The sequence below is a fragment of the Caulobacter sp. DWR1-3-2b1 genome, assembly GCF_049895765.1.
Classification (GTDB): domain Bacteria; phylum Pseudomonadota; class Alphaproteobacteria; order Caulobacterales; family Caulobacteraceae; genus Caulobacter.
The window spans coordinates 56,670-78,999 of sequence record NZ_JAFCSZ010000001.1; the positions used below are offsets into that span (position 1 = coordinate 56,670).

Below are 22,330 nucleotides of genomic sequence, written 5' to 3' on the forward strand. Positions count from 1 at the left end.
GCTCGCGCTACGAGTTGGTGGAAAGGGTCGCGGAGCGTCCGGACCACGTCCGGATGAGAAATAGAGAATACCGTTTCGACGAAGCCGTCCGCTCCGCGTCATCGTTATCCGTCAGCGTCCCGTCGGGTGGCCCTGTTGAGGCCTTACCGGGAGCCAAGCCGCTCCGTTTCCGGAACCGCTCGGCGGTCGAGGCGGGCGAGCCAAAAGGCTAAATCACACCCGTTTATCCTCATCCACGCCAACGGCGGGCGGGTCCTGCAACGCCAGGATCCCCGGACCGGTCGAGTATCCCCCTCGACCCCAGCCCCGCTCGATCACCCCCCGCCGCCGCATCGGTCGCTGGCCTTGCGCCCTTTCCGTGCGGCGAGGTGGGTCAAGAATACGGGAGGTTTCAGCGCCTCTGATAAGTTTGCTGGACGCCCCTCTAAATCCTCTCCCTGAAGGGGGAGGCGGCCGGAGGCCGGAGGGAAAGACCGCATTGATTCAGCAACACTTCCCCCTCCGATCGCTTCGCGATCACCTCCCCCGCTAGGGAGGATCTATCGCGCCAATCCCCGTGCCCATCCGGGGACGGCGCGATCCCGATCCCCGGGCTAGGTCCCCAACACCCGCGCTCGCAACATCGATAACGGCAAGGTCCCCGGGAGCAACACCGCGTCGTGGAAGGCGCGGATATCGAAACCCGAACCCAACAGCTTGCGGGCATCCTCCCGCAGGCGGACCAGTTCCAGCCAGGCCAGGCCCTGCCCCGCCGAGGCGGCCGGGCCGATGGCGATGCGCTCGATGCCTTGAGATACGGGCGAGAAGACCGGCGGGGGGCCCTGCAGGTCGTTGAGGAAGGCCGTAGTCTTCTCGACGCTCCAGCCCTTCAGGTGAATACCAAGATCGGCCAGCAGGCGGCCGACGCGGAACAGCATCCACTGAATGTAGCCAAGCTCGGCGAGCGGATCGCCCGCGAAAGCGCCTTCCTCGTCGGCCAGCTGCTCTGCATAGATCGCCCAGCCTTCGGAAAAGCCCGGGAAGGCCATGCGGGTCCGAAGCGGGTGGGCGGCGGAGCGTTCCTCCAGCGGAGCCTGCACCATATGGCCCGCCACGCTCTCATGGTGAACGACGCTGGGCAGGGTCCAGCTGGGCCGGGTGCGGATAGTGTTGAGGTCGGCGTAATAGACCCCTGGCTTTGCGCCGTCGAAGGACGGGGTCTCGCGGTAACCCTGCCGGCGAGCGGCCTCCTCGGCGGGGGGCATGCGGCTCATTCGAACCTCGCGGCTGCCCGGCGCGACCGTGGCGAACGAGGTCGGGAGGCGTGAGACAGCCTTGGCCAGCCAGGCGTTCATGTCGGCGGTCAGACGGTCGCGGCCGGCGTCGTCATCGCTGTAGAGCCACCGCTCGGCGCGACTCAGGGCGGCCAGCCGCGCGCCGACCGTTCCCTTGGTCAGCCCCTGAACCTTCAGCAGCTTGTCAGCGCGAGCGGTCAGGGTCTTGGCGGCGGCTTTGGCGCGATCCCAGGCTCGGGCAGGGGTGATCTCGGCGCCCATCGCAGCCTTCAGCAACAAAGCGTAATAGGCCTCACCGTCCTTGAAGCGATGCACGCCGAGGCCCTTGCCGGCCTTGGGGCGCAAGGCGATCAGGGCGTCGTGCTGACGACCCAGGGCGGCGGCAAGGTAGGGCGCGGCTTCGACGGCCTTGGCGGTCTGGGCCAGGCCCGCGACGACCTTGTCGATGACGAAGGCGGGCAAGACCACGCCCTTGGCGGCGTCTTCGGCGATCCTGACGGTCTCGACGTCCAGCCGTTTGACGGCGTCAGCGGCCGCGTCAGCGGACTTCGCCGCGTCGGCGGCCTTCAGCCAGGCGCCTGAACGAGTGGTCACGACGTAGGGTGGGGCGGCCCCCGCGCCGAACGGGAAGCGGCGGACGATCTCTTCCTCGGTCGTCAAAGCTATCAGCACGGCGTCGAGGTCGAGGCGCGCGGCGGGGCTCAAAGCGGTGGGGGAGAAAGACCTCAACGCCGCCAGACGCTCGCCGGCCGGACCGCCCTTGGCCAGCTTATCGAGCAAGGCCTTCAGGGCTGTGTTGTCGCCAGCGGCGCGCGCGCCGCCTGCCGCCAGCAAGGCCGCGCCGACCACGGCTCCGCCCATCATTTCGCGCCGGCCGATCATGGCGTCTTCTCCCGAAAGTCTCTCGTTGCACTCAGGTCTAGGCGATCTGACACCGGTGTCCAGCCATTCGGCGGCTTGATCGCGCGGGTCCTGCCGTTAGGGTGCGGCGAACAACTGTTTGAGAGATCCGCCATGGCCGAAGCCTTCATCTGCGACGCGATCCGCACCCCGATCGGCCGCTACGCCGGGGCGCTGTCTTCGGTGCGGGCCGACGACTTGGCGGCCATAACGCTGAAGGCCCTGGCCGCGCGCAATCCTGGCGTCGACTGGAGCCTGATCGACGACGTGGTGCTGGGCTGCGCCAACCAGGCCGGTGAGGACAACCGCAATGTCGCCCGCATGGCCGTCTTGCTGGCGGGCCTTCCGACCGAGGCCTCGGGCTCGACCATCAACCGGCTCTGTGGCTCGGGCCTGGACGCTGTGGGCGTCGCCGCCCGCGCCATCAAGTCCGGCGAGGCCCAGCTGATGATCGCCGGCGGCGTCGAGAGCATGAGCCGCGCGCCGTTCGTGATGGGCAAGGCCGACAGCGCCTTCTCGCGCAACGCCGAGATCTTCGACACCACCATCGGCTGGCGGTTCGTCAATCCGGCCATGCGCAAGGCCTACGGCGTCGACTCCATGCCCGAGACGGCCGAGAACGTCGCCGACGACCATGGCGTCAGCCGCGCCGACCAGGACGCCTTCGCCCTGCTCAGCCAGGCCCGCGCGGCGGCCGCCCAGGTCAGCGGCCGCTTCGACGCCGAGATCGTTCCGGTCAGCATCGCCCAGCGCAAGGGCGACCCGGTGGTGGTCTCCAAGGACGAGCACCCGCGCGCCACGACCATCGAAGCCTTGGCGGCGCTCAAGCCCATCGTCCGTCCGGACGGCACGATCACCGCCGGCAACGCCTCGGGCGTCAATGACGGCGCGGCGGCGCTGATCGTCGCTTCGGAAGAGGCGATCAAGCGCCACGGCCTCACGCCCCGCGCCCGCATCGTCGGCTCGGCCGCCGCCGGCGTCGCTCCGCGCGTGATGGGCTTTGGCCCCGCCCCCTCGACCCAGAAGCTGCTGGCGCGCCTTGGCCTGACCATCGGCCAGATGGACGTGATCGAGCTGAACGAGGCCTTCGCCGCCCAGGGGCTGGCGGTGCTACGCGCCCTGGGCCTGCCCGACGACGGCGAGCACGTGAACCCCAATGGCGGCGCTATCGCCTTGGGCCACCCGCTGGGCATGAGCGGCGCTCGCCTGGCCCTGACGGCGGTTGAGGAGCTGCATCGGCGCAAGGCGCGCTATGGACTGGCGACCATGTGCATCGGCGTCGGTCAGGGGATCTCGATGGTGGTGGAGCGGGTCTGATCCGACCAACAGCCGCCCGGCGAACTTCGTTGGTGACAACGCTGTCACGTTACCGCTAACTTGCCATCGAAGACGCGCGCCACGACGCGTCGGCAGGCAGGAAGACGCGTATGACCAGGATCAACCCGGCCCTGACGGCCATCGCCCTGACGCTGGCCTTGACGGGTCTGGCGAGCGCCCAGGACGCTGTCTCGCCGATCCGACTCAACCAGCTGGGCGTCGAAGCTGCGGGGCCCAAGCGCGCCGTACTGGCCGACCCCTCGACCAGCCCCCTCCCCTGGACCCTGAGCAACGCCAAGGGCGCGGTCGTCGCACGCGGTCAGACCAAGGTCTTCGGCAGCGATACGACCTCGGGCGAGCACGTCCACCAGATCGATTTCAGTAACTTCAAGAGCGCTGGCGATGACTATCGCCTCGCCGTGGGCGCGGCGCAGAGCCGCCCCTTCGCGATCGGCGGCCGGATGTACGGCGCGCTGAAGGCCGATGCCCTGGGCTTTTTCTACCAGAACCGCGCCAGCATCCCGATCGAGGCGCGGTTCGTCCAGCGCCCGGACCTGGCGCGCCCGGCCGGGCACGCGCCTGACAAGGCTGCTTGCTTCAACAAGGCCGACGAGCGCGGTCAGGTCTGGGCGGGCTGCGACTACACCCTCGATGTCAGCCGGGGCTGGTACGACGCCGGCGACCACGGCAAGTACGTCGTCAATGGCGGGATCTCGGTCTGGACCCTGCTGAACGCTCACGAGCGCGCCGCCGTGCTGGGCAAGACCTCGACGCTTGCCGCCTTCTCCGACGGCAAGGGCAAGATCCCCGAGAACGCCAACGGCGTCTCCGACCTGCTGGACGAGGCCCGCTGGGAGATGGACTTCCTGCTCGCCATGCAGGTTCCGCAGGGCAAGACCCTGGGCCTGCCGGTCGGCCCGCAGAAGCCGGGCGCCAACGGCCGCCTCGTCCTGACCGATCTCGACGCCTCGGGCATGGCCCATCAGCGCATGGGCGACGAGCACTGGACGGCCCTGCCGACCGCGCCGGCCGACGACAAGGAAACCCGCTACCTCTACCACCCGACCACTGCCGCGACCCTCAATCTGGCCGCCACCGCCGCCCAGGCCGCGCGGATCTGGAAGACCATCGACCCGGTCTTCTCGGCCCGCTGCCTCGACGTAGCCCGCCGCGCCTACGCCGCCGCCAAGCGCAATCCCGAGGTCTACGCCCTGGGCGCCTTCACCGGCAGCGGCGGCTATGGCGACGGCAATCTGGAGGACGAGTTCTACTGGGCGGCCGCCGAGCTCTACGCCACCACCGGCGCGGCCGAATACGAGAAAGCCCTGCGCGCCTCGCCGCTGTTCCTGGCCGGACCGTCGGCCGGTGGCAAGCCGACGGGCGACATCGGCTGGCCCTCGGTCGGGGCGCTGGGAACCGTGACCCTGGCGCTCGCGCCCAATGGCCTGAAACCCGCCGAGATCGGCAGGGCCCGCGCCAACCTGGTCGCCAGCGCCGACCGCTACCTGGCCGACGGCCTCACCGAGGGCTACGCCCTGCCCTATGCCGCCAAGGGCTATCCGTGGGGCTCGACCTCGTCAGTGCTGAACCGGGCCATGGTGCTGGGCCTGGCCGCCGACTTCACGGGCAAGGTCGCCTATCGCGACGGGGCTGTTGACGCCATGGACTGGATCCTGGGCCGCAACCCGCTAGACCGCTCGTTCGTCACCGGCCATGGCGCGCGGCCGATGCTCAATCCCCACCACCGCTTCTGGGCCAGGCAAGCCGACGCCCGCTATCCCGCGCCGCCGCCTGGCGTGCTGTCGGGCGGTCCCAACTCGACCAGCATGGGCGATCCGGTGGCCAAGGACATGAAAGGCAAGTGCGCGCCCCAGACCTGCTGGACCGACGACTATCGCGCCTTCACCCAGAACGAGGTGGCTATCAACTGGAACGCGCCGCTGGTCTGGGTGGCGGCCTGGCTGGACGAACCGGCCCGTTAAACGGTCGATCCCGGCCAAGGAACGACCGGAACGTGCAAGACCGCCCTCGGCGCTTGCGGTTTTGTCTTCCCGGGCGCCAAGTCACGGTGGCGCTCGATCAACCTGGAGTCCGGCATGTCTTTCTACCTCCTCGCCCTGCTCATCGGCGTTGTCGCCGGCCTGCGGGCCATGACCGCCCCGGCGGCGATCAGCTGGGCCGCGCATCTGGGCTGGCTGCCCCTTGGCCGGCGCGCCCCTGGCCTGGCTTAGCGCGTCCATGACGCCATGGATCTTCACCGCCCTGGCCCCGCTTGAACTGGTCCGCGATCAGCTGCCCAAGACCCCCAGCCGCAAGGTCCCGGTACAGTTGGGGACCCGCCTCCTCACCGGCGGCCTTTGCGTCGGCTCGCACCTGTTGCCGGCCCCGTGGGGCGCAAGCCCAACGCCGACGACCTGGGCCTGGAAGCCGCAGGCGTCGCGGTGGACAAGCGCGGCTACATCATCGTCGACGACCAACTTCGGACCAATGTCCCCGGCGTCTGGGCGATGGGCGACTGCAACGGCAAGGGCGCCTTCACCCACACCGCCTATAGCGACTTCGAGATCTTCGCGGCGAACCTGCTGGATGACGACCCTCGAAAAGTCAGCGACCGCCTGACTGCCTACGCCCTCTATATCGATCCGCCGCTGGCCCGCGTCGGCATGACCGAGGCCGAGGTCCGCGCCACAGGCCGCCCGGCTCTGGTCGGCACGCGGCCGATGACCCGCGTCGGCCGCGCCATCGAAAAGGGCGAGACCCAGGGCTTCATGAAGGTGGTGGTCGATGCGGAGACCAATCAGGTCCTCGGCGCGGCGATCCTTGGCGTCGGCGGCGACGAGGCGATCCACGGCATCCTCGACATCATGTACGCCAAGGCGCCCTACACCACCCTGCAACGGGCCGTGCACATCCACCCGACGGTGTCGGAATTGATCCCGACTGAGGCTGGACAGAACGCCGCCAAGGTTGTGCTGTATCGCCAAACTCTTGGGATCCAGCCGCGCTGCCAACTTGAACAGGCGCTCGGCTTCCTCGAAATCCAGTCCAGCTTCGGCGCGCTGCGCCTTGTCGAAGAGTTTCCCCAGGAGGCGCTACTGCCTGCAGCGCTTGGAGCGGGCGATGGGAATCGAACCCACGACATTCTGCTTGGGAAGCAGACGCTCTACCTCTGAGCTACGCCCGCGAGGCGTTCGGGTCGTCTAGCGGGTCTGGACGGGGTTCTCAAGAGGCGGAGGCGACTAGGCCTTTGCTTCATCCTCGACCAGCCCCTTGCCCAGCAGCGCGGCGAAGTGGGCGATGGTCTTGGCCAGGCCTTCCTTCAGCTGGGTCTTGGGCTCCCAGTCCAGGGCCGACCTGGCCAAGCCGATGTCGGGCTGGCGCTGGCGAGGGTCGTCCTGTGGCAGGGGCTTGCGCTCGATGACCGAGGAGGAACCGATCTGGGCGATGGTCTGCTGGGCCAGCTCCAGGATGGTGAATTCGTTGGGATTGCCGATATTGACCGGGCCGGTGAAGCCCGTTGGCGTCGCCATCATCCGGATGAAGCCTTCGACCAGGTCGTCGACATAGCAGAAGCTGCGGGTCTGGGCGCCTTCGCCATAGATGGTGATCGGCTGGTTGGTCAGGGCCTGGACGACGAAATTGCTGACCACCCGGCCGTCATTGATCGCCATCCGCGGGCCATAGGTGTTAAAGATCCGCACGACCTTGATGTCGATATTGTCCTGCCGGAAGCTGTCGAAGAACAGGGTCTCGGCGCAGCGCTTGCCCTCGTCGTAGCAGGCGCGCGGGCCGATCGGATTGACCCGGCCCCAATAGCTTTCGACCTGCGGGTGGATCTCCGGATCGCCATAGACCTCGCTGGTCGAGGCCTGCATCACGCGCGCGCCGGTGCGCTTGGCCAGGTCCAGCATGTTGATCGCGCCCATGACATTGGTGCGCACGGTCATGACCGGGTCGTACTGGTAATGGATCGGCGAGGCCGGGCAGGCCAGGTTGTAGATCTGGTCCACCGGGATGAAGATCGGGTGGTTCACGTCGTGATTGACGAACTCGAAGTTTGGATGGCCCTGCAGATGGGCGATGTTGTCCTTGCTGCCGGTAAACAGGTTGTCCAGGCAGATCACGTGGTCGCCCCGCGCGATCAGCCGGTCGCACAGGTGGGACCCGACGAAACCGGCTCCGCCGGTGACCAGGATGCGAAGGGCGGTGTGCTTCTTGGCGGCGGTTTGGGCGGACATGGGCGGTCTCTGCGGCGCGATCTTTACCGTGGTCTGATTTGCGTAACGGGTCTCGCCCTTTGGCTCAACCGCCGCCTGCGCCGGCCGATGCGACCGACCGGCGCACCCGTCAGTCCCTAGTTCACCCGTTCGGTCTGGATACCCAGGGCCGCCAGCTGCGCTTGCACGCTGTCGGGACCGACCAGGTGGCCCGCGCCAACGGCGACGAAGCTGACGCCCGACCCGTCGAGCCTTGTCTTCAACTGGTTGGCCCAGTCGCGGTTGCGGTCGGTGAGCAGCACCCCGTAGACATCGGCATATTTGGTCTTCATCTCGGTGATGAACTGGTCTTCCAGAGCCGTGATGTCGCCAGCCGCCCAGGCCGCGACCATGCTGTCGATCTTGCCAGGCCCCGCCTCGGCGTCGTCGAGCGTGGCCTTCAGCATCTCGACCTCGACCGGTGTGGGCATGTCGGCGAAGAAGCGGATCTGCTGCTCGGCGGTCTCAAGCGAGGAGGCCGGTTTGCCGGCCGCCTTCATCTGGGCGGTGAGAACCTGCTCGACGCCGCTGCGCGGGTCGTAGCCGGCCTTGATCACCGGCAGCATGGCCAGCGAGATCGAGGCCAGCCAGGGTCGCATGGCGTCCAGGGCCTGGGCCGGCAGGCCCGCGGCCTGCGCCAGGTCCTGGGCGCGCTTGAGGTCTTCGGGCGACAGCTTCTGCGACAGCGGCGTGGTGCGGTCCAGGCCGTACTGCATGACCAGGGGCTGCATGACCGCCGGATCATCGGCGCCCAGAACCTCGACTACCAGGTCGTCGCTGGCCTTGAGAGCGCCGTCGATGCGCGGCGAGCGCCACTGGGTGGCCGGCTTCAGCACGTGGATGGTGCCGAACAGATAGATCGTCGAGTCCTTGTCCTTGATCGCCCACAGGGCGGGCTCGGCCACGGCTGGCGCGGCGAGGCCCAGGCCCAGGGCCAGGACGGATACCAGACCGACGAACGCGCGGCGGGCAGGCTGGAAGACGGTGCGGAACATGGGTTTCTCTAAGCGAACGCGAGGGTGTTTAAGGACAAGCCTTCGCCGGGCGCAATCAGGCCCGGCGAAAGCGGCTATTTCAGGAAGCGTTCGACGGCGGCGGCGAAGGCGGCCGGCTGGTCGAGCATGATGAAGTGAAAGGCGCCGTCGACGCGCTCCAGCTTGACCCCGGCCAGCTTGGCATAGGCGCCGGCATAGGTCTGGTCGACGGCGGCCTGTGGCGCGCCCATGACAGGGTCATACGGGTAGAGCATTGTGGTGGGCGTGGTGACGGCGGCCAGCTCGCTACGCATGTCGGTGGTCAGCACATCGTACAGCGCGCGGGCCACGACCGGTTGCGATGAGGCCTTCGACCAGTCCAGGGCCGCCTTCAGGCCGTCCGGCGACTTGACCAGGCGGGGCATGGTCATGGCCTGTTGGGCGGCGAAGGTCTCGGCCGACATGGCGGCCATACCATCGCGCATGGCGCTCGCCTGGGGCTTGACGGCCTCGACCGTGGCGGCCGGCGAGAACAGCACCGCATAGAACGGCAGGCTGTCGACGATCATCAGACGGCTCAGGTCTTCCGGGTGGCGGCGGGCCAGCAGCAGACCGGTCAGGCCGCCCATCGAATGGCCGATCACTGCCGGCGACTTCAGCTTTGCCGACTTGATATAGCCATCAACGGCTTCGACCAGCGGCTCCAACACCGGCCCTTCGGCGTTGCCGCCCACCGGCGCGCCAGCAAAGCCGGCGACCTGGACCACGTGGACGCGGTAGCGGCCCGACAACTGCTTGACGGTGGCGTCCCACACCGCCCCGGACGAGGCCAGGCCGGGGATCAGCACCACATCAGGTCCCTGCCCGCTCACGGTGACGGCGATGCGGTCGGATGCCGGCGCGGCGTGCGCATGATTGCCGCCGAACACGCCGGTGGCGGCGAGGATGGCGACCAGGATCAGGGCGAAATGAAATCTGGGGCGGGGCGCGCACATCATCGGGAAATTCCTTGGGCGAGTGTCGTGCGGCAGGCTTCGGCGTTACGCCTCGTCCTGGAAAATGGCTTCGATGGGTTGGCTGAAAAGGCGCGCGATCTTGAAGGCCAGCGGCAAGCTGGGATCGTACTTGCCCGTCTCCAGGGCGTTGACGGTCTGGCGCGAGACCTCCAGCCGTTCGGCGAGATCGGCCTGGCTCCAGTCGCGCTCGGCTCGCAGCACCTTGAGCCGGTTCTTCACTGGTACCTCCGGCCAACGAAGGGCTGGGCGATGCCAAAGCTGCCGCAGAAGATCGGGAACACCAGATAGAGCGGGATGTGGGGCACGACCTCGGCGTTCTCCAGGAACCCCCAGGCCGTGCAGGCCGACAGGGTGATCCCCACGCCCCACAGCATCGACTGGATAAGGACCGAGCGGATGAATTCATCGGTCTCCTCGATCAGATAGAGACCCATGATGGCGATGACGGCGATTACCGGGATCGCCGGGGCGATGGCCAGGATCCAGAGCAGCGGCCCGGTTGGTTCAAGGTTTCTGATCGCCCAAAGGGAGCCGCACAGAACGCCGACATAGGCGAGCATGGCGGTGAAGAACCGGGCGATGTAGCGGCGGCCGGCGGCGGTCGTTGAATTGCTCATGTCTGGCTTCCTTTTTCCCGGATCAGCGCTGCCGCAGCCACCAGCCGGCCCAGACCAAGCCATAGCCGGCGAGTTGAGCGAGCAGCAGGGACGCGAAGCCGAGGGCGACCCATTCGGCGGGGCCGCGCTGGCCCAGCACGGCGACCAAGCGCTCGGCGCTGACCAGCGCTGCGATAGGCAGCATGACCAGCATCCCGCCGGTAGCGCCCCAGAACCACGCAAACTTGTGGGCTTCGCGCGCGGCCTCGTCGAGGTTGCGCCAGTAGATGATCGACACCCAGAACAGCACCGCAACGATGAACACGCTCGCGCTGAAGGCCGCCATCCGCGGCAGCACGATGCCGGCCTCTTTCAGAATTGAGCCGCCGGCTCCGGTTAGAAGGCCGGCGACGGCGCAACCGATTAGGATCTTCTGCGCGATCCCCTGTCGCGTCGCTTGACGACCCCTAAGTTCGTTCATGACAAGCACCCCAGTCCAAATGACAAGGACATTTGTCATTTGGACATGCAAAGTGTCAAGCATGCTTTTCATTTTGTATGGGAAGGCAGACTAAATGTAAGGCTGGCCCATCGTTTCAGGCAGCCCTGGGCAGATCGAAGACATGGCGGGCGTCGTCGCCCAGAACACCCCGCCAGTGGATCGCCTCTATCTTGTGGCGCTTGAGCGCGCGGCCCAGGGCCGTGTCGCTGGGGCAGGTGCGCATCTCCCAGCCATAGCGCGAGAAGCGGTCGCCGAAATCAGCCCAGCGCATCACCCGGCCGGCGCCATCCTGTCGCCAGATCGCCTTGTCGCAACCGGGGATCCGGGCGCAGATCTCCCAAGCGCGGATGCGGCCCTGAAGGATGGCGAACGGGTCTGAACTTAGACGGGCCATGACGCGGCCTCCTTGAATAACCGGGGCGCCGGGGCTGGGTCGTTGCCGACTCTTCCGACACTATCAAGCTATCACTTGTGTCCGGTTCAATCTCGCCCACCACATGTGGTGTGACGCAATGCCGCGACGGTCAGGCTTGGGTCTGTCGCAGGCGACGGGCCACATCGCCGCCCTCCCGCAATAGAGCCGGAAAGCTGTCCTCGCCCAAATTCCGGTTCACCAGCAGCGCACAGTGGCCCGCGTGAAAACCGAGGCTGAGCTAAGCGTGAGTCGGCCTGAGCCGGACCTTCAGCGAGGCGCGACCTAACGCCCCAGGGCCCGTCACCTCAGGACCAGGCCTTGAAATGCTTGGAGAGCTTGAGGCCCTGGCGCTGGTAGTGCGACCCGCCCTCCCCGTACAGCCGCACGGGCCGCGAGGTCAGGGGCTCATACACGAGGCGCGCGACGGTCTGACCGTCTTCCAGCAGGAACGGAGTCTCGTGGCTGCGCACTTCCAGCACGCCCTTGGAGCCGACGGCGGCGGCCTCCTCGGTGCCGAAGCCCGGGTCGAAGAAGCCGGCATAGTGGACGCGGAACTCGCCGACCGACGGATCGATCGGCGTCATCTCGGCCGCTTCCAGCACAGGGATCTCGATGTCGTCCTTGGAGGCCAGGATGTAGAACTCGCCAGGATCCAGCAGCAGCTCGCCATGGCGGGTTTCCAGCGGTTCCCAGAAGTCGCGCGGATCGTGGCCGTCCTCGTGATCCAGGTCGACGACGCCGGCATGGCGCCGACCGCGGAAGCCCACGATGCCCGGCGACAGGTCCACCCCGACACTGCGGGTCGACAGCTTGGCCGGCTCGCCGCGCTTCAGACGTAGCTGGTTCAGGCGCGTGCCCGACCGCACCAGCACCGAGAAGGTCTGGGGCGCGATCTCCATATAGAGCGGGCCGTGATAGCCGGCGTCGACGTCGTCGAAGGCGCGGCTGTGATTGGTCAGCAGGCGCACGAACACGTCCACCCGGCCCGTCGAGCTCTTGGGATTGCCGCGCGCCGAGATATTGAACGGCAGGGCCAGGCTCTCCTGAAGCTCGGCGATATAGACGCAGCCCTTCTCCAGCACGGCGCCCTTGGTCAGGTCCAGCTCGTGCATGGCCACATCTTTCAGACGTTCGGTCACCTTGCGGCCCAGGCCTGGCAGGAACGAGGCCCTGACTCGCCAGGCGCGCGCGCCCAGGCGCAGGTCCAGGCTAGCCGGCTGCACCTGATCGACGTCGAACGGTGTCTGGGAGCTGATCGCCTCTTGGGCGATGAGGTCTTCGATGTTTTGGCAGGGTAGAATCCCTGCGGAATGGGCGTCGGTCATCGGGGCGACACTGGATAAAGCGCCGCCGCGAGGCAAGCGCTTGCGTCACGCGACAACGGATTTCCCTGCGCGGCGGGAAGCCTAGTGCGCTTTCTTGTGCGCGCCCGACGCCGCCAGTAGATAGATGCCCGCGCCGACACCGAAAAGCGCGGTGGCCTCGGTCAGATTGCTAACGGGATGGAACTCCACCGGGAAGAACGAGCGCACGCGCTCGGACAGGACGAGCAGAAGGATGTTCATTGCGCCGAAGATGGCAAGCAGGGCGGCGAACACACGAAACACAAGCGTCAAGGTCATGGCGGTCTCCGACGGGTCTCGGTATCAAGCTTAATATGAAAGCTTAACGGGCACACCTGTTTCTCGTCAGACAGCGTTTTCGGCAAAACCCAAGTCGCGCAAGGCGATTGCTGGCTTGACCCAGGGCCGGCGCTGTACTTTTCATGCCCGCTTTCGAGGAGACCCGCCGACGTGGCTGAAGACCCCAAAGACTGGGATATCGCGACCAAGCTGATCCGTGGGGGTCTGGCCCGGTCGCAGCATATGGAGACCGCCGAGGCGCTCTACCTGACCCAGGGCTTCACCTATGAAAGCGCCGAGGGCGCCGACCGCCGGTTCTCCGGCGAGGACCCGGGTTTTGTCTATTCGCGGTTCGGCAATCCGACCGTGAAGATGTTCGAGGATCGCCTGGCTCTGCTGGAAGGCGCGGAAATCTGCCGCGCCCAGGCGACCGGCATGGCCTCGATCCACATGGCGCTGATGGGGCTGGTCCGGGCCGGCGACCACGTCGTGGCCGGCCGCGCCCTGTTCGGCTCGTGCCGCTGGCTGATCTCCGAATGGCTGCCGCGCTTTGGCGTCGAGACGACTTTCGTGGACGCCACCGATCCCAAGGCCTGGGAGGCGGCGATCCGTCCCAACACCAAGGCCGTGCTGATCGAGACGCCGTCCAATCCGGTGCTGGAGATCACCGACATCCGCGCCGTCTCCGAGATGGCCCACGCGGTCGGCGCCAAGGTCATCGTCGACAACGTTTTCGCCACCCCGATCTTCCAGCAGCCGCTGAAGCTGGGCGCCGACATCGTGGTCTATTCGGCCACCAAGCACATTGATGGCCAGGGCCGCGTGCTGGGCGGAGCGATCCTGACCAGCGAGGCGATCAACGAGGAATTCTACCGGGACGCTCTGCGCCACACCGGCCCGTCGCTGTCGCCGTTCAACGCCTGGGTTCTGGTCAAGGGCTTGGAGACACTGGACCTGCGCGTGCGCCGCCAGACCGACACCGCCTTCGCCCTGGCCAATGTGATGGCCGAGCACAAGAAGACCAAGTCGGTGCTCTATCCGTTCCGCCACGATCACCCGGGCCACAACATCGCCAAGTCCCAGATGACTGGCGGCGGCACGGTGGTGGCGCTGGACCTGGGCTCGCGAGAAGCGGCCTTCAAGTTCCTGAACGCGCTGGAGATCGTCGACATCTCCAACAATCTGGGCGACGCCAAGTCGATGGCCACCCACCCGCCGACCACCACCCACCGCTCGGTGCCCGAAGAGCAACGCCCGTCGCTGGGCGTGGTCGAAGGCGGCGTGCGCCTGTCGGTCGGTCTCGAAAGCCTTGATGATCTGACGCGAGATGTGACCCGTGCGCTCGACCAGGCGTGAAACCTCACCGCCGCTGCAGCGGATCCGCAAGCGTCGCGGCGCCGATGGCGGCATCTATGAAGCCCGCACGCGCGACATCGTCGTGCGTGTGGCGCCCGTCTATCTGCCGGAGGAATCCGCGCCGGATGAAGGCCTCTATCTGTGGTCCTACACGGTTGAGATCGAGAACCACGGGGCAGAGACCGTGCATCTGGTCGCCCGTCGCTGGGCCATCACCGACGCCTTCAACCGCTGCAACGAGGTCGAGGGCTCCGGCGTGGTCGGCGAGCAGCCGGAACTGAAGCCTCGCGAGGCGTTCCGCTACGTCTCCAACTGCCCCCTGCCGACACCGTCGGGCGCGATGCGCGGCAGCTACCAGATGATGACCGAAGGCGGCGAGGTGTTCGACGCCGAGATACCCGAGTTTTCGCTGCACCTGCCCGGCGCCGCGCGGCGGTATAACTAGAAATCCCCCCTAGCGGGGGAGGTGTCGCCGCAGGCGACGGAGGGGGAAGTGGCCGCTGAATCGGGTGCGGTCTTCCCCCTCCGGCCTCGCGGCCGCCTCCCCCTTCGGGGCGAGGATCTTCAAACCCCGACTTCGTCTGGCGCCACGGCATAGACCCGCGAGCAGTACTCGCAGGTGACGTGGATCTTGCCGTCGGGCTCGATCATCTCGGCCTTTTCGGCTTCGGTGAACGACTGGATCACCACCGCGATGCGGTCGTCCGAGCACCGGCAGAACGAGCGCAGCGGCTTGTCCTCGATCAGGCGCACGCCGTCCTCGTTGAACAGGCGCCACAGCAGGGTGGGCGTCCCCAGCGACGGATCGATCAGCTCGTCCTCGCCGGTGGTCTCGAAGAAGGCCTGGGCGTGGGTCCAGGCTTCCTGGGTCTCGCCGCGCGTCTCGTCGCCGGCGATCGACTGGATCAGGATGCCGCCGGCGCGCCATTTCAAACCCTCGCCGGTGTCGGCCTGACCGACGGCCAGGCGAACGCGGGTCGGGGTCTGCTCCGACTGCTTGAAATACTGCTCGGCGCACAGGGCCAGGGTCTCGCCCTCGATGGGGGTGACTCCCTGGTAGCGGTCCATGTCCGCGCCTTGGTCCAGGGTCATGATGAACACGCCGCCGCCCAGCAGGGTCTTGGCGCCCGGACGCGCAAAGCCTTCCGAGATCTGGGCCACTTCTTCCGGGTCGAACCGGCAATAACCGCGCAGGCCGCCGGTGGTGTCGTAGTCGACCACGACATAGCGCACCGGGCCGTCGCCCTGAGCCTGGATGATCAGCCGGCCCTCGAACTTCAGGCTGGAGCCGACCAGGGCGGCCAGGGCGCAGGCCTCGCCCAGCAGGTTGGCGACCGGCTCGGGATAGTCGTGACGGGTCAGCACCTCATCGACGGCGGCGCCCAGACGCACGACACGGCCGCGCACGGGCAGGCCTTCGATCTGGAAGGCGGAAACGATGTCATCGAGGGCGGGATTGGCGGTGGCGTCGGTCATGGGGCGGTTAGATAGGGGGTGAAGATGGGAATTGCGAGGGGCCTCACCTTACTCGCCTCCTCCGCGCTTCGTGCTCCTCCCCGGAGGGGGAAGATGATCTCATCCCCCCTCCGGGGGCGGATGGTCGCGAAGCGACCCGGTGGGGGCAAGTGTAACTACCCGATCGCCCCGAACGCCCAGGCCAGCACCGACTTCTGGGCGTGGATGCGGTTCTCGGCCTCGTCCCAGGCCAGGGAGCGCGGACCGTCGAGTACGGCGTCGGTGACTTCCTCACCCCGGTGGGCCGGCAGGCAGTGCAGGAAGACGCCGTCGGGGGCCGACAGGTCCATCAGGGCGTCATCGACCTGATAGGGCTCGAAGGCCGCCAGGCGCTGGTCGTGATCGGTGTCGCCCATCGAGACCCAGGTGTCGGCCACGACCACGTCGGCGCCGCGCACGGCCTCCTTGGGATCGTCGGTCATGGTCACCAGGCCCTTCAGGCCCTGGGCGCGCGCCAGGTCCACCATGTCGGGGTGATAGATGGCCGGGCAGGCGATCTTCAGCTTGAAGCCCAGCAGCGGCGCGGCATGGATGAAGCTGGAGCACACGTTATTGCCGTCGCCCACCCAGGCGATGGTCTTGCCGCCCACATCGCCGCGATGCTCTTCGATGGTCAGCAGGTCGGCCATGATCTGGCACGGATGGCTCTTGTCGGTCAGGCCATTGATCACCGGCACGGTCGAGACCTGGGCGAAGCGCTCGACGTCGGCGTGGCTGTTGGCGCGGATCATCACGGCATCGACCATGCGCGACAGGACGCGGGCGGTGTCCTCGATGGTCTCGCCGCGACCCAGCTGCATGTCGCTCCCGGTCGAGATGATCCCCGACCCGCCCAGCTGGCGGATCGCCGCGTCGAACGAGAAGCGGGTGCGGGTCGAGTTCTTCTGGAAGATCATCGCTAGCACCCGGCCGTCAGCCGGGGCGTCGGCGTCGACCTTGCCCTGCCCCCAGCCGTTGCGCGCGGTCTTGCGGGCCTTGGCGTCCTCCAGCATCAGGCGCAGCGTGGCGCCGTCCAGCTTCCAGAGATCGATGAAGTGCCTGGGGGTGGTCATGAGTGGCCAATTCCCTTGGTCGCCCGCTCCGGGATCCGGAGCGGGCGGGTCAACAGTGTTGAAGGCTAGGCGGCGGCCTTGGCGCGAGCGGCCTCACAGGCCTTTTCCAGCTTGGCGATCGCCTCGCTGGCTTCCTCGATGGTCAGGTTCAAAGGCGGCAGCAGGCGCACGCAGTTGTCGCCGCCGCCGGCGATCAGCAGCTTCTCGTCGCGCGCCAGGACCATGAACTCGCGATTGTTCGGGATCAGCTTGATGCCGATCAGGAAGCCCTTGCCGCGGATGTCGACGATGACGTCCGGGAAGCGATCCTTCAGGCCGCTCAGCTGCTGGACGAAATAGCCGGCCACGCTTTTGACGTTGTCGAGGATCTCGGGCGTGTTGATCGTATCGAAGGCCGCCTTGCCCACGGCCATGGCCAGCGGGTTGCCGCCGAAGGTGGAACCGTGGACGCCCACGGTCATGCCCTTGGCCGCCTCGGTGGTGGCCAGGCACGCGCCCACCGGGAAACCGCCGCCCAGGGCCTTGGCCACCGCCATGATGTGCGGCTCGCCGCCCACTCCACCGTCTTGGGCGGCCCATTCATAGGCGAACAGCTTGCCGGTCCGGCCCATGCCACACTGCACTTCGTCATAGATCAGCAGGACGCCGTGCTCGTCGCAGAGCGAGCGCAGGCTGACCAGGCAGTGCTCCGGGATCGAGCGCGCGCCGCCTTCGCCCTGCACGGGTTCGACGATGATCGCCGCCGTGGTCGGATTGGCGATCGCGGCCTTCAGGGCGTCGTGGTCGCCGAAGGTTAGCTGGCTGTAGCCCGGCAGGCGCGGACCAAAGCCCTCGACATAGCTGGGGTTGCCCGAGGCGTTGACCGCCGCATAGGAGCGCCCGTGAAACGAGCCGTCGAAGCCGAAGATCTCGACCCGCTCGGGCTGGCCATTGGCCGTGTGATATTTGCGGGCCGTCTTCAGCGCGCACTCGATCGCCTCGGTGCCGGAGTTGGTAAAGAACACCACGTCGGCGAAGCTGTGGGCGCACAGCTTGTCGGCCAGTTCTTCCTGCTCGGGGATGCGATAGATGTTGGAGACGTGCCAGAGCTTCTCTGCCTGGGTCTTCAGCGCCTCGACCAGGACAGGGTGGGCGTGACCCAGACCGTCAGTGGCGATGCCCGCCACGCAATCCAGATACTCGTCGCCGTCCGTCGAGAACAGTCGCGCGCCTCGGCCTCGCTCGAACGCCAGCGGGGCGCGGTTATAGACGCCCATGATGTGTTGCTGCGAGGAGTTCGACGACGACGTCTGAGTGCTCAAGACGGCCTCCCAAAAAGGAAAGAAGCCCCCGCGCTGTTCGCACGGGGACCGGAAGGCCGCAGGTTGTCGCCGTGGAACGACGCTCTGTCAATGAAACTGCTGTGAAATTGCGTGCTTGGGTCGCGCGGGCCACACCCTCAGGTCTTGAGGCGATATCCCGTGCGAAACAGATGCCAGCACCACAGGAACAGCGCGACCGTCAGAACCGCCGTGGTTACGACGCCGACCAGGATCGAGCCGTCGGCATGGCCGATGAAGCCGTATCGGAAGCCGTCGATCAGATAGAAGAAGGGGTTGTAGTGGCTGGCCGAACGGAACGGTTCTGGCAGCTTGTCGACCAGATAGAAGGTCCCCGACAGGAAGGTCATGGGCATGATCAGGAAGTTGGTCACCGCCGCCAGCTGGTCGAACTTCTCGGCCCACAGGCCGGCGAGAATGCCGGCAAAACCCAGGATCAAAGAAGCCCCGAGACCGAAATAGAGGATCGGCCAGAGGTGGACGACGTCCAGACCAGCGCCGGGCAGCAGGCCGATGACGATGGCGGTGACCGCTCCAACCACCACGCCGCGCGTCGCGGCGCCCAGGGCGAAGGCCAGCACCTGCTCCAGCGGCGACAGAGGCGGCGTCAGAAAATCGGGCGTCAGCCCCATCATCTTGGCCTGGATCAGCGACGACGATGCGTTGGCGAAGGCGTTGTTGAGGATGGCCATCATGATCAGGCCCGGGGCCACGAAATGGCCAAAGCTGACGCCGTCCACGGCTTCCCGCGCGGGGCCGACGGCGACCACGAACACCAGCATGTAGAGCAAGGTGGTGACCACCGGAGCGGCCACCGTCTGGGTGCCCACCTTCCAGAAGCGGCGGATCTCGCGCTGGTAGAGGGTGAAGAACCCGCTCCAGTTCCAGCCGTGATAATCGCGCGGCTGCGGCGGAACGACGCTGTCTGACATGTCTCTCATAAGCCCGAGTCCCAGATTTCGCCCCGCGTTTTCGAGGAACTCGAAACCGCTGAACTCCTTAGTATTAGCGCGATTGCCGCCGAAACCGGCGGCCACTTTCGGCTATCGCGCTAATGGCATGTGCGCTTTGGGTCTCCGTGGCGCAAGGCCGGCCCCTACCGAATCAACATCTAGTTTCTGTGGACAGACCACTTGGCGCCCATTGTGTGTTTTAACGTTTTCTTTACGATATGTAGTAGGACGACCGCCGGCGGGGTGGTCAAAACACCACATATGGGGTCCAAGGCTTGGGGAAGCCTCGGAACCCGTGGGATGGCGGGAGATGGGTATGAGCTGGACCGACGATCGGGTCACCACCTTGAAGAAGCTCTGGCTTGACGGGCTTTCGGCCAGTCAGATCGCCAAGCACTTGGGCGGCGTTACACGCAACGCCGTCATCGGCAAGGTGCACCGTCTGGGCCTTTCGGGCCGAGCGGCTCCCTCGCAACCGGCGCGTCCGGCGTTCAAGGCCCCGCGTCCCGCCCGTCCCGCCGCGCAGACCATGCCGTCCGCGCCGCGCCGGGTCGTCACGCCCGAGCACATGCCGGCCCAGTCCGTCGTGTCGTCCGGCGTCGCGCCTCCGACCCTGCCCGTCTTCCGCGACGAGCAACCCGGCTCGGCCACCGTGCTGACCCTGGGTGCCCACATGTGCAAGTGGCCGATCGGCGACCCCTCGTCGGACGGCTTCACCTTCTGCGGCCGCCGCTCGTCGGACGGCCCCTACTGCATCGAGCACGCCCGGGTCGCCTACCAGCCGCAACAATCCAAGAAGAAGGCCGGCCCCACCGAACTGGCCCGCTCGCTGCGCCGCTACATCTAGTCAAAACAAGAAATTCTCTCATGCCGGCAAAGCCCGGGGAGCTCTTGCTTCCCGGGCTTTGCTACTTCGGAGCAGGCTCCCTGGGAGCCGCCCGCACCAACATCGCCCTGACCAAACAGTAATCCACGTCACCGGGAAATCCACTGCCCTCCGGCTCAAAGAACGACGCGCGCTCGCTGCGCGCGTTCCCAGCGGATGAAGGCCGACCGGGATCGAGCCGATAACGCCACGCTCAGGCTGAGCTCACGAACGAGGTCTCGCTGCGTTCGAGCGCAGATGTTGATAGCCAGCTGCTGGCGCCAAGGACCTATGCAAACGTCCAATGCTTGCGCGGCGCAGGCGGCGCTGTTTCGCGATCCAAAGCATTTGCCCAACAGAGGCGCGCTCACAGCTACCGCGCGATCCTCGTCATAATATTTTCGATAGTCGCGGCCGTCGTCTTGCAGAGCCAAGACAAGAAACATCGCGACGATCATAACGGACTCCAAGTGGATACTTCCACCCTAGGTTGCCGATCCTGAGAAATGGGTTACGCCGACCATTTAACCCAGCGGCGGTTCCGTCCTATCTAGATCGCCATGACCGACGTCGCCGCTCCTGATTCCAACGCGCCCGCCTATTCCGTCTCGGAACTGGCCTTCGCGCTGAAGCGCACGCTGGAAACCAGCTATTCCCACGTGCGGCTGCGCGGCGAGCTGTCAAAGGTCACCCATCACGGCAATGGCCACGTCTATCTGACCATCAAGGATGACAAGTCCGCCATCGACGGCGTCATCTGGAAGGGCTCGGTGCGGGGTCTGGGCGTGCGGCCCGAGCATGGCCTGGAAGTCATCGTCACCGGCAAGATCACTACCTATCCGGCCGGCTCGCGCTACCAGATCGTCATCGAGAGCATGGAAGCCGCCGGGGTCGGCGCGCTTCTGGCGCAACTCGAGCGGTTGAAGGCCAAGCTTCACGGCGAGGGCTTGTTCGAGGCCAGCCGAAAGCGCCCCCTGCCCTCCATGCCCGCCGTGGTCGGGGTGATCACCAGCCCGACCGGCGCGGTGATCCGCGACATCCTGCACCGCATCCGCGAGCGCTGGCCGTGTCACGTGCTGGTCTGGCCGGTCGTTGTGCAGGGCGACCAGGCCGCCGCCCAGGTGGCCGGGGCCATTCGCGGCTTTAACGCCATCACGCCGAGCGGCCGGGTGCCTCGACCCGACATCATCATCGTCGCCCGGGGCGGCGGGTCGGTCGAGGACCTGTGGGCCTTCAACGATGAAACCCTGGCCCGCACCGTGGCCGCCAGCGATATCCCACTGATCTCGGCCGTCGGCCACGAGACCGACACCACCCTGATCGACTTCGTCTCCGACCGCCGCGCGCCTACCCCGACGGCCGCCGCCGAGATCGCCACGCCGGTGCTGGGCGAACTGCGGGCCCTAGTCTCCGACTACGACCGTCGCCTGAACCGCTGCGGCTCGCGCGTCCTGGAAGAGCGCCGGACACGGCTGGTTAGCGCCGCCCGCGCCCTGCCCCGTCCCGCCGACCTGCTGGCCCTGGCCCAGCAACGTTTCGACATCGCGGCAGGCCGGCTGGACGCGGCTCTGGGCCGCAACACCGCCGTCCACGCCCAAGACCTGCTGAAGGTCACTGCCCGCCTGTCGCCCGAGGCGCTGGAGCGACAGCGTCGAACCAAGGCTGATCGCCTTGAGGAGTTCGGCCGTCGACTGCAAGCCGGTGGTGGTCGAATGTCGGATCGAGGCCGTGACCGCTTGGCGGATCTTGGTCAGCGACTGAATGCCTGCGGAACGCGCGCGCCGGACCGCGCCGAAGCGCACGCCCGTCTGCCGCTCCTGTGGACGCGTTTGCGGTTGGCCGGCCAGCGCCGCCTGACGCGCGCCGAGGATCAACTGGCCGGTTTCGACAAGTTGCGTCAGTCCCTCAATCCCGAACGGCCGCTGGAGCTCGGCTTTGCCTTGGTCCGCAAGGCCGACGGCTCTTTCGCACGCTCGGTGGGCGACTTGACGTCGGGCGAGCGGGTCAATCTGAAGTTCAAGAGCGGTGATCGCGACGCGGTGATCGACGGCGAAGGGGTGGTACACGCCGCGCCGCCTCCCGTCCTGAAACCCGCGCGCCCGAAGCCGACTACACCAAAACCTGATCAGGGCGACCTGTTCTGAGGCGACGCTCTGGCGTAGAACAGCCTCATGAACGCTTATGATCGCGACCTTGGAAAATCCGACGGCCTGGCCGTGCTGCACTATGGCGACGGCGAATTCGCCGTGATGGCCCCGGGCCGTTTCGTGCTGTGCGCCGTCACGGGCGCCAAGGTGGCGCTGGACGCGCTGCGCTACTGGAGCCCCCTGCTGCAGGAAGCCTACGCCACCCCCGCCGAGGCGCTGAAGCGCTGGCAAGAGAAGATCGCCTGAACCGT

23 protein-coding genes, 1 tRNA gene and 1 pseudogene are annotated in these 22,330 nt (G+C 66.9%); 9 read left to right on the forward strand and 16 right to left on the reverse strand.

Annotated elements, in window-relative coordinates:
- Positions 1 to 593: 593 nt before the first annotated feature.
- On the reverse strand, positions 594 to 2,156 hold the full coding sequence (locus tag ACP69S_RS00320) for a DUF885 domain-containing protein (RefSeq protein WP_425993760.1): 1,563 nt from the start codon (positions 2,154 to 2,156) through the stop codon (positions 594 to 596).
- 132 nt (positions 2,157 to 2,288) lie between these two features.
- Here ACP69S_RS00320 and pcaF point away from each other — a divergent pair, with 132 nt between their 5' ends.
- From pcaF to ACP69S_RS00340, 4 genes and pseudogenes are all read left to right on the forward strand, one after another.
- Positions 2,289 to 3,491 carry a 3-oxoadipyl-CoA thiolase gene (pcaF, locus tag ACP69S_RS00325; RefSeq protein ID WP_425993762.1) on the forward strand — a complete coding sequence of 401 codons (1,203 nt, stop codon included), beginning with the start codon at positions 2,289 to 2,291 and terminating at the stop codon, positions 3,489 to 3,491.
- A 110-nt stretch (positions 3,492 to 3,601) separates the two neighbouring features.
- Positions 3,602 to 5,473, forward strand: a complete 1,872-nt coding sequence (locus tag ACP69S_RS00330) for a glycoside hydrolase family 9 protein (RefSeq protein ID WP_425993764.1) — start codon at positions 3,602 to 3,604, stop codon at positions 5,471 to 5,473.
- Between the two features lie 114 nt (positions 5,474 to 5,587).
- Positions 5,588 to 5,722 (forward strand): hypothetical protein, encoded by a 135-nt coding sequence (locus ACP69S_RS00335; protein WP_425993766.1) that lies wholly within the window; start codon positions 5,588 to 5,590, stop codon positions 5,720 to 5,722.
- Positions 5,723 to 5,932: 210 nt separating this feature from the next.
- Positions 5,933 to 6,373: pseudogene (locus ACP69S_RS00340) on the forward strand (FAD-dependent oxidoreductase); the annotation flags it as partial.
- Between the two features lie 227 nt (positions 6,374 to 6,600).
- On the opposite strand, the gene ACP69S_RS00345 reads toward ACP69S_RS00340, so the two are convergent.
- From ACP69S_RS00345 to ACP69S_RS00390, 10 genes are all read right to left on the reverse strand, one after another.
- A tRNA-Gly gene (locus ACP69S_RS00345) sits at positions 6,601 to 6,675 on the reverse strand.
- A 55-nt stretch (positions 6,676 to 6,730) separates the two neighbouring features.
- The gene (locus ACP69S_RS00350) at positions 6,731 to 7,729 is read right to left on the reverse strand and encodes a UDP-glucuronic acid decarboxylase family protein (protein ID WP_425993767.1); all 999 of its coding nucleotides are present in this window, start codon (positions 7,727 to 7,729) and stop codon (positions 6,731 to 6,733) included.
- Between the two features lie 116 nt (positions 7,730 to 7,845).
- Positions 7,846 to 8,742 (reverse strand): TraB/GumN family protein, encoded by an 897-nt coding sequence (locus ACP69S_RS00355; protein ID WP_425993769.1) that lies wholly within the window; start codon positions 8,740 to 8,742, stop codon positions 7,846 to 7,848.
- Between the two features lie 74 nt (positions 8,743 to 8,816).
- Positions 8,817 to 9,716: an alpha/beta fold hydrolase gene (locus ACP69S_RS00360; RefSeq protein ID WP_425994289.1), complete on the reverse strand. Its 900-nt coding sequence runs from the start codon at positions 9,714 to 9,716 to the stop codon at positions 8,817 to 8,819.
- 45 nt (positions 9,717 to 9,761) lie between these two features.
- Positions 9,762 to 9,956: a helix-turn-helix transcriptional regulator gene (locus ACP69S_RS00365; protein WP_425993771.1), complete on the reverse strand. Its 195-nt coding sequence runs from the start codon at positions 9,954 to 9,956 to the stop codon at positions 9,762 to 9,764.
- Complete coding sequence (locus ACP69S_RS00370; RefSeq protein WP_425993773.1) at positions 9,953 to 10,354, reverse strand: hypothetical protein; 402 nt, start codon at positions 10,352 to 10,354, stop codon at positions 9,953 to 9,955. The genes ACP69S_RS00365 and ACP69S_RS00370 overlap by 4 nt, the downstream gene beginning before the upstream one ends.
- Before the next feature lie 22 nt (positions 10,355 to 10,376).
- Positions 10,377 to 10,814: a hypothetical protein gene (locus ACP69S_RS00375; protein WP_425993775.1), complete on the reverse strand. Its 438-nt coding sequence runs from the start codon at positions 10,812 to 10,814 to the stop codon at positions 10,377 to 10,379.
- A 115-nt stretch (positions 10,815 to 10,929) separates the two neighbouring features.
- On the reverse strand, positions 10,930 to 11,229 hold the full coding sequence (locus tag ACP69S_RS00380) for a hypothetical protein (protein ID WP_425993776.1): 300 nt from the start codon (positions 11,227 to 11,229) through the stop codon (positions 10,930 to 10,932).
- A 326-nt stretch (positions 11,230 to 11,555) separates the two neighbouring features.
- Entirely contained in the window at positions 11,556 to 12,575 is a 1,020-nt protein-coding gene (locus ACP69S_RS00385; protein ID WP_425993778.1) for a 2'-deoxycytidine 5'-triphosphate deaminase, read from the reverse strand.
- Between the two features lie 81 nt (positions 12,576 to 12,656).
- Positions 12,657 to 12,872, reverse strand: coding sequence for a hypothetical protein (locus tag ACP69S_RS00390; RefSeq protein ID WP_425993780.1), 216 nt, complete (start codon positions 12,870 to 12,872; stop codon positions 12,657 to 12,659).
- A gap of 171 nt (positions 12,873 to 13,043) precedes the next feature.
- Here ACP69S_RS00390 and metZ point away from each other — a divergent pair, with 171 nt between their 5' ends.
- Together metZ and apaG are read left to right on the forward strand one after the other, a co-directional pair.
- Complete coding sequence (metZ, locus tag ACP69S_RS00395) at positions 13,044 to 14,228, forward strand: O-succinylhomoserine sulfhydrylase (RefSeq protein WP_425993782.1); 1,185 nt, start codon at positions 13,044 to 13,046, stop codon at positions 14,226 to 14,228.
- Entirely contained in the window at positions 14,209 to 14,673 is a 465-nt protein-coding gene (apaG, locus tag ACP69S_RS00400; protein ID WP_425993784.1) for a Co2+/Mg2+ efflux protein ApaG, read from the forward strand. The genes metZ and apaG overlap by 20 nt, the downstream gene beginning before the upstream one ends.
- A 119-nt stretch (positions 14,674 to 14,792) precedes the next feature.
- Here apaG and ACP69S_RS00405 read toward each other — a convergent pair whose 3' ends face one another.
- From ACP69S_RS00405 to ACP69S_RS00420, 4 genes are all read right to left on the reverse strand, one after another.
- Positions 14,793 to 15,704, reverse strand: coding sequence for an Hsp33 family molecular chaperone (locus tag ACP69S_RS00405; RefSeq protein WP_425993785.1), 912 nt, complete (start codon positions 15,702 to 15,704; stop codon positions 14,793 to 14,795).
- 155 nt (positions 15,705 to 15,859) lie between these two features.
- Positions 15,860 to 16,795, reverse strand: a complete 936-nt coding sequence (argF, locus tag ACP69S_RS00410) for an ornithine carbamoyltransferase (protein WP_425993787.1) — start codon at positions 16,793 to 16,795, stop codon at positions 15,860 to 15,862.
- A gap of 65 nt (positions 16,796 to 16,860) precedes the next feature.
- A complete protein-coding gene (locus ACP69S_RS00415) occupies positions 16,861 to 18,096 on the reverse strand; it encodes an aspartate aminotransferase family protein (protein ID WP_425993789.1) in 1,236 nt (411 codons plus the stop codon).
- Between the two features lie 137 nt (positions 18,097 to 18,233).
- On the reverse strand, positions 18,234 to 19,055 hold the full coding sequence (locus ACP69S_RS00420) for an ABC transporter permease (RefSeq protein ID WP_425993791.1): 822 nt from the start codon (positions 19,053 to 19,055) through the stop codon (positions 18,234 to 18,236).
- Positions 19,056 to 19,383: 328 nt separating this feature from the next.
- Between ACP69S_RS00420 and ACP69S_RS00425 the strand changes: the two genes are divergently transcribed.
- The gene (locus tag ACP69S_RS00425; protein WP_425993793.1) at positions 19,384 to 19,914 is read left to right on the forward strand and encodes a GcrA family cell cycle regulator; all 531 of its coding nucleotides are present in this window, start codon (positions 19,384 to 19,386) and stop codon (positions 19,912 to 19,914) included.
- Between the two features lie 155 nt (positions 19,915 to 20,069).
- Here ACP69S_RS00425 and ACP69S_RS00430 read toward each other — a convergent pair whose 3' ends face one another.
- Complete coding sequence (locus ACP69S_RS00430) at positions 20,070 to 20,390, reverse strand: hypothetical protein (protein WP_425993795.1); 321 nt, start codon at positions 20,388 to 20,390, stop codon at positions 20,070 to 20,072.
- A 102-nt stretch (positions 20,391 to 20,492) separates the two neighbouring features.
- On the opposite strand from ACP69S_RS00430, the gene xseA reads away from it, so the two are divergent.
- Both xseA and ACP69S_RS00440 read left to right on the forward strand, forming a co-directional pair.
- Positions 20,493 to 22,076 (forward strand): exodeoxyribonuclease VII large subunit, encoded by a 1,584-nt coding sequence (gene xseA, locus ACP69S_RS00435; RefSeq protein WP_425993796.1) that lies wholly within the window; start codon positions 20,493 to 20,495, stop codon positions 22,074 to 22,076.
- Positions 22,077 to 22,103: 27 nt separating this feature from the next.
- Positions 22,104 to 22,325: a DUF2093 domain-containing protein gene (locus ACP69S_RS00440; RefSeq protein WP_425993797.1), complete on the forward strand. Its 222-nt coding sequence runs from the start codon at positions 22,104 to 22,106 to the stop codon at positions 22,323 to 22,325.
- Positions 22,326 to 22,330: the final 5 nt, after the last annotated feature.